This is a genomic window from Luedemannella helvata (assembly GCF_039528415.1).
Classification (GTDB): domain Bacteria; phylum Actinomycetota; class Actinomycetes; order Mycobacteriales; family Micromonosporaceae; genus Luedemannella; species Luedemannella helvata.
The window spans coordinates 199120-210764 of record NZ_BAAALS010000007.1 but is presented as its reverse complement, the minus strand read 5'-3'; the positions used below and the strand labels follow the sequence as shown (position 1 = coordinate 210764).

The 11645-nt window shown below is 71.9% G+C and carries 11 protein-coding genes; 6 read left to right on the top strand and 5 right to left on the bottom strand.

Annotated elements, in window-relative coordinates; genetic code table 11:
• The 3 genes from ABD191_RS10000 to ABD191_RS09990 form a co-directional block, all read left to right on the top strand.
• The coding region (locus ABD191_RS10000; RefSeq protein WP_344079193.1) for a dihydrolipoamide acetyltransferase family protein at nt 1–1046 on the top strand (1046 nt) is incomplete at its 5' end.
• Between the two features lie 148 nt (nt 1047–1194).
• Nucleotides 1195–2148, top strand: a complete 954-nt coding sequence (locus ABD191_RS09995; protein WP_344079191.1) for an LppU/SCO3897 family protein — start codon at nt 1195–1197, stop codon at nt 2146–2148.
• Nucleotides 2149–2191: 43 nt separating this feature from the next.
• Nucleotides 2192–3496 (top strand): MDR family MFS transporter, encoded by a 1305-nt coding sequence (locus tag ABD191_RS09990; protein WP_344079189.1) that lies wholly within the window; start codon nt 2192–2194, stop codon nt 3494–3496.
• On the opposite strand, the gene ABD191_RS09985 is transcribed toward ABD191_RS09990, so the two are convergent.
• Nucleotides 3447–3623 carry a hypothetical protein gene (locus ABD191_RS09985; protein WP_344079187.1) on the bottom strand — a complete coding sequence of 59 codons (177 nt, stop codon included), beginning with the start codon at nt 3621–3623 and terminating at the stop codon, nt 3447–3449. The genes ABD191_RS09990 and ABD191_RS09985 overlap by 50 nt on opposite strands.
• 184 nt (nt 3624–3807) lie before the next feature.
• Here ABD191_RS09985 and ABD191_RS09980 point away from each other — a divergent pair, with 184 nt between their 5' ends.
• Nucleotides 3808–5631: an NHL domain-containing thioredoxin family protein gene (locus tag ABD191_RS09980; protein WP_344079185.1), complete on the top strand. Its 1824-nt coding sequence runs from the start codon at nt 3808–3810 to the stop codon at nt 5629–5631.
• 196 nt (nt 5632–5827) lie between these two features.
• Here ABD191_RS09980 and ABD191_RS09975 read toward each other — a convergent pair whose 3' ends face one another.
• The 3 genes from ABD191_RS09975 to ABD191_RS09965 are packed head-to-tail and all read right to left on the bottom strand — an operon-like array spanning nt 5828 to nt 8068.
• Nucleotides 5828–6577 carry a 5-oxoprolinase subunit PxpA gene (locus tag ABD191_RS09975; RefSeq protein ID WP_344079183.1) on the bottom strand — a complete coding sequence of 250 codons (750 nt, stop codon included), beginning with the start codon at nt 6575–6577 and terminating at the stop codon, nt 5828–5830.
• Nucleotides 6561–7433 (bottom strand): 5-oxoprolinase subunit C family protein, encoded by an 873-nt coding sequence (locus tag ABD191_RS09970; protein ID WP_344079181.1) that lies wholly within the window; start codon nt 7431–7433, stop codon nt 6561–6563. Before ABD191_RS09970 ends, ABD191_RS09975 begins: the two co-directional genes overlap by 17 nt.
• Entirely contained in the window at nt 7430–8068 is a 639-nt protein-coding gene (locus ABD191_RS09965) for a 5-oxoprolinase subunit B family protein (RefSeq protein WP_344079180.1), read from the bottom strand. The genes ABD191_RS09970 and ABD191_RS09965 overlap by 4 nt, the downstream gene beginning before the upstream one ends.
• A gap of 113 nt (nt 8069–8181) precedes the next feature.
• Between ABD191_RS09965 and trhA the strand changes: the two genes are divergently transcribed.
• Together trhA and ABD191_RS09955 are read left to right on the top strand one after the other, a co-directional pair.
• On the top strand, nt 8182–8859 hold the full coding sequence (gene trhA, locus ABD191_RS09960; RefSeq protein ID WP_344079178.1) for a PAQR family membrane homeostasis protein TrhA: 678 nt from the start codon (nt 8182–8184) through the stop codon (nt 8857–8859).
• A gap of 70 nt (nt 8860–8929) precedes the next feature.
• A complete protein-coding gene (locus tag ABD191_RS09955; protein ID WP_425560694.1) occupies nt 8930–9442 on the top strand; it encodes a SixA phosphatase family protein in 513 nt (170 codons plus the stop codon).
• Nucleotides 9443–9558: 116 nt separating this feature from the next.
• Here ABD191_RS09955 and ABD191_RS09950 read toward each other — a convergent pair whose 3' ends face one another.
• A complete protein-coding gene (locus ABD191_RS09950) occupies nt 9559–11418 on the bottom strand; it encodes an acyl-CoA dehydrogenase (RefSeq protein WP_344079174.1) in 1860 nt (619 codons plus the stop codon).
• Nucleotides 11419–11645: the final 227 nt, after the last annotated feature.

Here is an 11645-nt window from a genome sequence, read left to right as displayed (position 1 = left end):
GCCCGGAGCCGACCGAACCGCCGCAGGCGGCGGTGGCGGCCGCGCTCGCCGCGCCGGCCTCCCCGGCGGCCCCGACCCAGCCTGCCCCGACTCCAACGGCCCCGACCCAGCCGGCCCCGACTCAGCCGGCCGCGGTGCCGGCGGGCGGCGGGTCCGGCCAGGCGCGCCCCGCGGTGCCCGTGCCGTCGGCCGGCACTGTCGCGCTGGCCAAGCCGCCCGTGCGCAAGCTCGCCAAGGATCTCGGTGTCGACCTGCACCAGCTCGTGGGCAGCGGGCCGCAGGGCTCGATCACCCGCGACGACGTGCAGGCGGCCGTCGCGGCGCCGGCGACGCCCGCGGCCGGTCGCGAGCGGCGGATCCCGATCAAGGGTGTGCGCAAGCACACGGCCGCGAACATGGTGGCGTCGGCGTTCACCGCGCCGCACGCGACAGTGTTCCTGACGGTGGACGTCACCCGCGCCATGCGGGCCGTCGAGCGGCTCAAGACCCTGCCCGAGTGGCGCGACGTGCGGGTCTCACCGCTCCTGCTGGTGGCGAAGGCCGCGCTGGTCGGCATCGCGAAGCACCCGATGATCAACTCGACCTGGTCGGGGGAGACCGGCGAGATCATCGTCAAGGAGTACGTGAACCTCGGCATCGCGGCCGCCACCGAGCGCGGCCTGATCGTCCCCAACATCAAGGACGCCGGACGGCTGAGCCTGCGCGAGCTGGCCGAGGCGATGAACGCCCTGGTCGGGGTCGCGCGCGAGGGCCGCACAGCCCCGGCCGAGCTGACCGGCGGCACGTTCAGCATCACGAACGTGGGCGTGTTCGGGGTCGACGGAGGCACGCCGATCCTGCCGCCGGGCGAGGCCGCGATCCTGGCGTTCGGGGTGGTCCGCGAGACGCCCTGGGTACACAAGGGCAAGATCAAGATTCGGCAGGTGACGACGTTGAGCCTGTCGTTCGACCACCGGATCGTGGATGGCGAGCTGGGCTCCAAGTTCCTGCGCGACGTCGGTCGATTCCTGCACGATCCGCTGACGGCGGTGCTGGGATCGGTCTGAGGCGGATAGGTGCGCTGTCGGGTGGGCGGGCCGCTCCTCCCACCCGACAGCGACATTCAGCCGACCGTGGGTCACCCGATCGTGGCCGCGCGCTGTACGGTGTTGCTCGGTCGGCGCGACCCGACCCACCACGGTAGGAGGGCCCAGCATGACGTCCGACGAGACCTACCCGGCGGCTGACCAGCCGGCGGAGGGCACGCAGGGGCGTTACTCGGCGTCGTCCTCGGTCGGCTCCCCGCCGCCCGTGGGCGCCGGCTCCCCGCCGCAGCCCTACGGCCAGCCCACCACGTACGGGCAGCCCGCCACGTACGGCGCGGGCGCCAACGTCTACGGCGGCGCAGGCCCGCAGCAGCAGTCCTACCAGCCGTACGGTCAGCCGGCCCAGCAGCCGTTCGCGGCGTCCGCCCAGGGCCCTCAGGGCGGCAACCAGCCCAGCTCGCCGCCGCCCGGCACGTACGGCACCCCCGCGAGCCAGCCCAGCTCGCCGCCGCCGGGCACCTACGGCACGCCCCCCGGCCAGCCCGGCACCTACGGCACGCCCCCGGGCCAGCCCGGCACGTACGGGACGCCGGCCGCCCCGCCGGCCAACCAGCCGGGCCCGCCGTCCTGGCAGCCGCCCGCCAATCCCGCCCCGGGCCCGCAGTCCTACGGTTCGCCCGCCCCGGGCGTGTTCGGCGGCACGGGCGGCCCCCAGGGACAGCCCGCCCGAGGCGACTTCGGCCGCCCGGGCGCCGAGCCTGGCGGCGTGGCCGCGCCCACCGGCGGTTGGCCGTACGTCGGCGGCCCGCCGCCGGCCCAGAAGTCGCGTAAAGGGCTGATCATCGCGCTCGTCGCGATCGGTGCCGTGATCGTGCTCGCCGGCGCGGCCGCGATCGGCTACCTCGCGCTCGGCGGCGGTGGCGACGACTTCAAGGTCGGTGCCTGCGTCCGCCAGGACGGCAGCGGTGCGACGGTGGTCGACTGCGGCACCACCGGGGCATACAGGATCACGGACCGCGTCGCGTCCGTCGACAAGTGCCCCGACCCGTCGCAGCCCGCGATCGTGCTCAAGTCAGCGACCAAGTCCGATGAGGTGGCCTGCCTGGCGCCCACGGGTAGCTGAAAACCACTCGCGTTCTGTCGTACCCGCCGAACAGACTCGGCGAATGCTCCGCGCCACCCTGCCCCGCCGCCCCGAAGCCCGCCGCATCCTGCTCGGCACCGCGATCGCCTCGATCGGCCGCGGGCTGACCCTGCCGTTCCTGTTCATCTACCTGCACCAGGTTCGGGGCATCGGCGCGGACACGGTCGGCCTGCTGATCGGCTGGTTCGGCCTGGTCTCGCTCATCGTGGCGCCACTGGGCGGTGCCCTGGTCGACCGCTTCGGCGCGCGGCGGGTCGTACTCCCGCTCTTCCTTCTCGACGCCGTCGGCGTGGGCGCCCTGGCGTTTGTGCACAACGTGCCGACGGCGTTCGCGGTGCTCACGGTCTCGGCGCTCGGCGGGCCGGCGCTGTGGTCGGCGCAGAACACGATCCTCGCCTCGCTCACCGAACCGGACGAGCAGCAGCGCACGTTCGGCCTGTCGTTCACCCTGCTCAACCTCGGCATCGGCATCGGCGGCATGGTGTCGGGCCTCATCGTCGACACCGCCCGCCCGGTCACGTTCCAGCTGCTCTACGCCCTGGACGCGGTCACCTACCTGGTGCCGCTCGGCATCCTGCTCAGCATGCCCGCCGTAGGGCGGCGGCTGGTCGACACCCTGACCAAGGAAAGATCAAAAGTAGGGTACGCGGTGGTCCTGCGCGATCGGGCGTTCCTGCGGTACGTCGTGTTCGGTCTCGTGCTGACCAGCTGCGGGTACGCGCAGATCGAGGTCGGCTTCGCGGCCTTCACCACGGTGATCGCCGGGGCACCCGCGCGCGCCGTCGGCTGGGCCCTGGCCGCCAACACCCTGGTCATCGTGCTGTCCCAGCTGTTCGTGCTGCGCTGGCTGGAGGGCCGCAGCCGCACCCGCGCGCTCGCGGTCGCCGCGTGCATCATGGGCTTCTCCTGGCTCGTCCTCGGCGCGGCCGGGTTCCTCGGCCAGCGCGGCTTCGCCATCGCCGCGATCGCGGGCGTGATCGCGTGCTCGGCCATCTTCGCGTTCGGCGAGACCCTGCTCTCCCCGGTCATGCCCGCCATCACGAACGCGCTGGCCACCGACGAGGTACGCGGCCGGTACAACGCGCTCGGCTCGATGATCTGGGGCCTGAGCGCCGTGATCGGCCCGGTGACGGCCGGCCCGCTGATCGGCGCTCACCGCTCCACGCTGTGGGTCATCATGGTCACCTCTGGCTGCGCGGTCGCGGCCGTGCTGGCACTGAGCCTGCGCCGCCGCCTGACCCCGGAACAGGACGGCCGCTTCAGCTCCGGTTCGCAACTCACGCCCGAAGGAGTCGACGGACGGCCGTCCGAGCCAGCAACAGCATGATGATCAGAACGGACACCGAGAGGAAGCCACCCAGGCTGACCTGGTCACCGAAGACGAGATCGACGGACTCCAGGACGAGGAACTTGCTGCCGAACAGCACCACCCACAGCAGCGATCCGGCGACCACCCGCCCGGCCGGGGTGGCGGCGGTCCGGAACCGGGCCTTGCCCCGGCGCTTCGCGGCGACCGTGCCCTCCAGCAGGACAGGTTGGCAGCCGTCCCGGGTTGTGGATTGAAGTGGTTGCTATGCCGGCTAATCAATCCATAACCCACGCCGGTTCGGCACGAAGATCGTCGGGCATGATGGGCGCATGGCACGGGTACGGGCGCCGGAGCTGCGCGGACGAGGCTGGCTGAACACGGGCGGGCAAGCACTCTCGCTCACCGATCTCCGCGGCAAGATCGTCGTACTCGACTTCTGGACGTTCTGCTGCATCAACTGCCTGCATGTCCTCGACGAACTACGGCCACTGGAGGAACGCTACGGCGACGTGCTCGTGATCATCGGGGTGCACTCGCCGAAGTTCGAGCACGAGAAGGACCCGGACGCCCTGGCCGCCGCCGTCGAGCGGTACGGGGTGGCCCACCCCGTACTCGACGATCCCGACCTGGGCATGTGGCGCCAGTACGCCGCGAAGGCCTGGCCGACCCTCAACGTCATCGACCCCGAGGGGTACGTGGTGGCCGCCATGGCCGGCGAGGGGCACGCCGACGGCCTGGCGCGGCTCATCGACGAGCTGATCGGGACCCACGAGACGAAGGGCACGCTCCGCCGCGGCGACGGCCCGTACGTCCCGCCCGCCGACACCGTCACCACGCTGCGGTTTCCCGGCAAGGCGATCACGCTGCCCAGCGGCAACCTGCTCGTCGCCGACTCCGCGCACCACAGCCTCGCTGAGCTTGCCCCGGACGGCGAGACGCTCGTGCGCCGCATCGGCTCCGGCGACCGCGGCCACGCCGACGGCCCGGCCGAGAAGGCGCGGTTCAACGAGCCGGCCGGCCTGTGCCTGCTCCCGGCCCACGAGGCGGACATCGCCGGGTACGACCTCGTCGTCGCGGACACGGTCAACCACAAGCTGCGCGGCGTGAACCTCACGACCGGCGAGGTCACGACGGTCGCCGGCTCCGGCAACCCGTGGCGGTCCACGGTCGACACCGCCCCGCACGACGCCCTCGCCGCCGACCTGTCGTCGCCCTGGGACCTGGCTTGGTACGACGGCCGGGTGGTGATCGCCATGGCGGGCATCCACCAGCTCTGGTGGTACGACCCGATGAAGCGCACCACGGGCGTGTACGCCGGCACGACGGTCGAGGCGCTGCGTGACGGCGCGCTGGACCAGGTCTGGATGGCGCAGCCGTCGGGCCTGTCGGTCAGCCACGACGGCAGGACCCTGTGGATCGCCGACTCCGAGTCCTCGGCCCTGCGCTACGTCCGCGACGGCGTCATGCACACGGCCGTCGGCCAGGGCCTGTTCGACTTCGGCCACGTGGACGGCCCGGCCGCGGACGCGCTGTTCCAGCACCCGCTCGGCGTCGCCGCCCTGCCCGACGACTCCGTCCTCGTGGCCGACACGTACAACGGCGCGGTCCGCCGCTACGACCCCGCGACGAAGACGCTGTCCACTGTGGCCACCGGCCTGGCCGAGCCCAGCGACCTCGCGCTCGTCCCGGACGGTGGCGTGATCGTCGTGGAGTCGGCCGCGCACCGGCTGACCAGGCTCGCGCCCGGCGCGCTGGCCGAGGCCGGCGCGGTCACCGGCGTCCGGCAGCAGACCGAGCGCCCACCCACCCCGCTGGCCCCCGGCGAGGTCACCCTCGACGTCATCTTCACCCCCGCCCCGGGCCAGAAGCTCGACGACTCGTTCGGCCCCCCGACCCGCCTGGAGGTGTCGGCCTCCCCGCCCGAACTGCTGGTCGACGGCGCCGGCACCGGCCCGGAGCTGTCCCGCCGCCTGCTCGTCGCGGCCGGCGTCCCGGGCGGTGTCCTCCAGGTCACGGCCCAGGCCGCCACGTGCGACGCGGACGTGGAACACGCCGCCTGCCACCTCACCCGCCAGGACTGGGGCGTCCCGGTGGAGATCACCCCCGAGGGCACCCCCCGCCTGGCCTTGATCCTCCGCGGCCTGGACACGTAACCCACCCCGCGCCGCCCGCTTCGCACGTGTCACGCGCGCCCTCACCCCGGCAAGGTGTGCACTGTGGCGGCTTGGTGCGCGCCCGAACCCCGCAAGGTGCGCACTTCGCACGCTTCGCGCGCGCCCGAACCCCTGCAAGGTGCGCACTTTGGCGAGCTGTCGCCTACAGGGCGCAACATGGACGGACGGTGCGGGGTTACGCGGCGAATGGCGCGACGGGAACGGACGCCGTCGCCAGGGCCGCGCGCACCGCGCGGGCCAGTTCCACCGCGCCCGGGGTGTCGCCGTGCAGGCAGATGGACTCCACCGGTAGGGAGATCGTCTCGCCCGTCACCGCGACGAGTGTGCCGGTCGTGGCGAGCCGCACGACCCGGGCGCACACCTCGTCCACCGATGTCACCAGCGCCCCGGGCGACGTGCGGGCCACGAGCCGCCCGGACGCCAGGTATCCCCGGTCCGCGAACCCCTCGCCGACCACCCGCAGCCCAGCGGCCGAAGCCAGCGCGGCGAGCCGCGATCCGGGCTGGCACAGCACCGGCAGCCGCCCGCACGCGACCGCCGCGGAGACCACTGCGGACGCCTGGCCGTCGTCCACGGCGGCCACGTTGTAGAGCGCCCCGTGCGGCTTCACGTACCGCACGGCGGTGCCCTCCGAGGCGGCCAGCGCGGACAGCGCCCCGACCTGATAGATGATCTCGTCGCGCAGTTCGTCCAGGGCGTACTCGATGCGCCTGCGCCCGAACCCGGCCAGGTCGCGGTAGCCGACCTGCGCGCCCACCGCGACCCCGGACGACGCGGCCAGGGCGCATACCCGGCGCATGGTGGCGGCGTCGCCGGCGTGGAAGCCGCACGCCACGTTCGCCGAGGTCACGACGGAAAGCAGGGCCTGGTCGTCGCTGAGGCGCCACGCGCCGAAGCCCTCGCCGAGGTCAGCGTTGAGGTCCATGCCCGCCCGTCTGCCGGAACCGCACGGCCGCGCCGGGCCGTGCCTGCGCGAGCAGCGGCAGGTCGACCGCGTCGACGACGCCGATCACCGGGTACCCGCCGGTGGTCGGGTGGTCGGCGAGAAACACGAGCGGCTGCCCGTCGGCGGGCACCTGCACGGCCCCGAGAACGATGCCCTCGCTGGGCAGTTCACCGGCTACCGCGCGGGTCAGGCTGGGTCCGGTGAGTCGCGCGCCGACCCGGTTGCTCTTCGTGCTCAGGGCGTACGCGTTGCCGAGCAGCGTGCCGATCGCCTCGTCGGTGAACCAGTCGTCCCGGGGTCCGAGGCTGATGGTGAGCGTGATCTCGTCCCATCGGGTACGCCGGCCGCGCACGGTGTCGAGGATCGTGGGGTCGTGCCAGTGCCCGCCGAGGGGCAGCCGGTCGCCGACGCGCAGCGGCGCGGGCCCGAGCCCGGAGAGCGTGTCGGTGGCGCGGCTGCCCAGCACGGACGGGACGGCTACGCCCCCGGCGAAGGCGATGTAGCTGCGGACACCGGTGCGCGGCGGCTTGATCTCCACGGTGGAGCCGGGCGCGAGGACGAGCGGCGCGCAGTAGGGAGCGGCCGACCCGTCGACCCGCACCTCGGCGGGCGCTCCGGTGACGGCCACGACGGTCGACACGTGGGTACGGAACGAGCAGCCGCGCATGGTGGTTTCGAGGCCCGCGGCGTCCGTGGCGTTGCCGGCGAGCTGGTTGGCCAGCTCCAGCGCGGGCGCGTCGAGCGCCCCGGACCGGGGTACGCCCAGGTGCGCGTAGCCCGCACGGCCCAGGTCCTGCACGGTGGTGAGCAGGCCCGCCTGGGTTATCTCGATCATGCCCCGACCTCGACGGGCGCGGGCACGCGGGCGACCAGGCGCACCCGCTTACCGGGAGTAAGCAGAGCCGGTGGGTCGGCGGTCACGTCGAACAGGGTGACGTCCGTGTGGCCGACCAGCCGCCAACCGCCCGGCGAGGCGGTGGGGTAGATCCCGACGTACTCCCCGCCGAGGGCGACCGAGCCGGCCGGGACGCGCTGGCGCGGGGTGTCCAGGCGCGGCATCGCGAGCTCCGGCGGCAGGCCGGTCAGGTAGCCCCAGCCGGGGGAGAAGCCGCAGAACGCCACGCGCAGTTCGGTGCCGGACAGCCGCTCGATGACGCCGGCCTCGTCGGTTCCCCAGGCGGTCGCGACGTCGGCCAGATCCTCACCGTCGTACTCGACGGGTATGTCGATGAGGTCGCCCGACGCGGGCGCGGCGGCCGGCGGTGGGCCCCAGCCACCGACGAGGGCGGCCGTGGCGGCGACGTCGGTGACGCCGTCGAGCAGGACCGTGCGGGCGCCCGGGACGATCTCGATAGCGCGCAGTTCACCGGCGGCGCGGCGGCGCATGAGCTCGGCGCGCCAGGCGTCGACCTCGTCGCCGTCGGCGAGTTCGAGCAGGACGGCATGGTCACCGACGCGCAGGATCCGCACCCGCCCATCCTGCCCCTTGCGGCGCGTTAAGGGGAGATCCAGACGGGGTGTGGCGGTGAAAACGGTCACTACTCGTTGGTAACTTACGGTACCGTAACCGTAAGATATGTGACGTGACGACGCTGACTCCTGTCCGACTTCGTCCGGTCGACCTCGGCAAGCCGCGGATGCGCGGCTGGCTGCACGCGTACGCGTTCTTCGTCGCCGCCGCGTGCGGGATCGTGCTGTGCTCGCTGGCGGCGACCCGTCCGGGCGTGGCGCCGTTCATCAGCTGCCTGATCTACAGCGTCACGGTGTGCGCGCTGTTCGGCACGAGCGCGCTCTACCACCGTCGCGTGTGGAGCCCTCGCGGCTACCAGATCATGCGGCGGCTCGACCACACCATGATCTTCGTCTTCATCGCGGGGACATACACGCCGTTCTGCGCCCTGTTGCTGTCGCCCACGAAGGCGACCGTGCTGCTCGCCATCGTGTGGGCCGGCGCGCTCGGTGGCGTCGCCATGAAGCTGTGCTGGCCGCACGGGCCGCGCTGGGTCTCCGCGCCGCTCTACCTGGCGCTGGGCTGGGTCGCCATCGCCGTGCTGCCCGACCTGCTGCACCGCGGCGGCGTGGCGGCGTTCGTCCTGCTCATCGCCGGCGGGGCGATCTACAGCGTCGGCGCGGTGTTCTACGCGTTGCGCCGGCCCAACCCGTGGCCGACCGTCTTCGGTCACCATGAGTTCTTCCACGCGTGCACGCTCGTCGCCGCGATATGCCATCACGTGGCGATTTACTTCGCTCTGTACGCCTGAACGCTGGTTCGTGTTCGCCGTACCGTGACCAGACCGAGACGGCGCGGCGCCCTGCCAGTGTCCCCCGACAGTGCACGATGATCGGGTGACCATCCGGACGCTCGCCATCCTGCGACACGCCAAGGCGGACAACCCGCTCGGCGTCGCGGACATCGACCGTCCCCTCACGCCACGCGGTCACGCCGACGCGACAGTGGCGGGCGCCTGGCTGAACAACCACGCCATCGCGCCCGATCTGGTGATCTGCTCCCCCTCGCGGCGCACCCGCGAGACCTGGCACGGCGTCGCCCTCGGGCTGGGCGCCGCGCCCGTGGTCATCTACGAGCGCGCCGTCTACACGGGCGACGTCGACGACCTGATGAGCCTCGTCACCGAGATCGACGACACGATGCCGACCGTCGTGCTGATCGGCCACAACCCCGGTGTCTCCCAACTGTCGGCCCGCCTCGACCCGAAGCGCGCCGACTCTGAGGGCCTGCGCACCTGCGGGCTTGCCGTGCACCGGCTCGACGCGCCCTGGACCTCCTGGTCACACACGGAAGCGCCGCTGGTCAGCAGCCACACCGCACGGGCGGAAGCCTGATCTTCCGCGCCAGAGACTTCGCGCAGATAGAGAGACACTAAGGGCGGCACGCGCGCGTGCCGCCCTTAGTCGTAGGGGTTCGGGGCGCGGCCCGTTCAGGCCGCGCCCCGAACCGCCTAGAAGGCCTCCTCGGGCAGGTCCATCACGTCCAGCGTCGTGCGCTCCACGATGACCTTGTCGCTGCTCAGGCGCGGCAGTACCTCGCGGGCGAAGAACCGTGCCGAAGCGACCTTGCCCTCGTAGAAGTACTTGTCCGCCTCGGACAGGCCATCGCGGCCCAGGGCCGCCAGGGCGACCTCGGCCTGCCGCTGCAGCAGCCAGCCCACGATGAGGTCACCGAGCGCGAGCAGCACCCGCCGGGACGACAACCCGACCTTGTACAGCTCGCGGGTCTCGCCACCCTGCACCGCGCCGAGCCAGCCCAACAGGACGCCGAGCATGCCCTGCACGTCCTCCAGCGCCGTGGCCAGCGCCTGGCGCTCCTCCTTGAGCTGACCGTTGCCCGACTCGGCCTCCAGGAAGGCCTGGATCTCGCCGGCGACCGTCATGAGCGCCTTGCCGTTGTTCTTCACGATCTTCCGGAAGATCAGGTCGAGGCTCTGGATCGCCGTCGTACCCTCGTACAGCGTGTCGATCTTCGCGTCGCGGATGTACTGCTCCAGCGGGTAGTCCTGCAGGAAGCCGGAGCCGCCGAACGTCTGCAGCGACTCGTGACCCAGCAGCTCGTACGCCCGCTCCGAGCCCACGCCCTTCACCAGCGGCAGCAGCAGGTCGTTGACCTTCTCGGCGTACCGGGCGGTCTTCTCGTCCCCGGCGTCCAGCGCGATGCGCACCTTGTCCTGCCACGACGAGGTGTAGCAGACCAGGGCGCGCAGCCCTTCCGCGTACGACTTCTGCAGCGCGAGCGAGCGGCGTACGTCCGGGTGGTGCGTGATCGTCACCCGGGGGGCGGCCTTGTTCGTGTTCTCGATCAGGTCGGCGCCCTGCACGCGCGACTTCGCGTACTCCAGGGCGTTGAGGTAACCCGTCGACAGGGTGGCGATCGCCTTCGTGCCCACCATCATCCGGGCGTACTCGATGATGAGGAACATCTGGCGGATGCCCTCGTGCACGTCGCCCATCAGCCAGCCCTTGGCCGGCACGCCGTGCTGGCCGAAGGTCAGCTCGCACGTGTTGGACACCTTGATGCCCATCTTGTGCTCGACGTTCGTCGCGTACACGCCGTTGCGCTCGCCCAGCTCGCCCGTCTCCGGGTCGAAATGGAACTTCGGCACGACGAAAAGGCTCAACCCCTTGGTACCCGGGCCGCCCGCGCCCTCGGTGTCCACCGGACGGGCCAGTACGTAGTGGATGATGTTGTCCGTCAGGTCGTGCTCGCCGGACGTGATGAAGCGCTTCACGCCTTCGATGTGCCAGGAACCGTCCGGCTGGGGGATCGCCTTCGTGCGACCGGCGCCCACGTCCGAGCCGGCGTCCGGCTCGGTGAGGACCATCGTCGAGCCCCACTGCTTGTCGACGAAGAGCTGCGCCCACTTCTTCTGCTCGGGCGTGCCCTCGCGGTGGAGGGTGTTCGCGAAGGACGGGCCGGACGCGTACATCCAGATGGGGGCGTTCGCGCCGAGGATCATCTCGGCCAGCGACCACCACAGCATCCGGGGCGCGTTCGTGCCGCCCAGCTCCTGGGGCAGGTCCATGCGCCAGAACTCGCTGCTCATGAACGTCTGGTACGAGTCCTTGAACGCCTGCGGCAGCGGCGCGGTGTACGTCTTCGGGTCGTATACGGGCGGGTTGCGGTCGGAGCTCGCGTAGCTGGGCGCGAGTACGTCCTTCGCGATCCGCTCCATCTCCTCAAGGATGCTGCGCGCCGTGTCAGTATCAATCTCGGAGTACGGGCCCGTGCCGAGCACCTGATCCGCTCCGAAGACCTCGAAGAGGTTGAACTCCAGGTCACGCCTATTGCTCTGGTAGTGGCTCATGGCCGGTGGTCCCCCAGCTTCGAACAGTTACTAACGAGTAACCATCTTACTTACCCACCAGTAACCCCACCTGTGATCCACCTCACACCCCTCGCACCGCACCCCCACTCGGCCTCACATCGCCGCCCTGCCTCGCCCCCACTCCGCCCACCCCCGCCGCCCTGCCGGACGCCTGGCGCCGCCTGCCCGCCAAGGTGCGCACTTTGGCGGCTTCCGCGCCGCCCGAA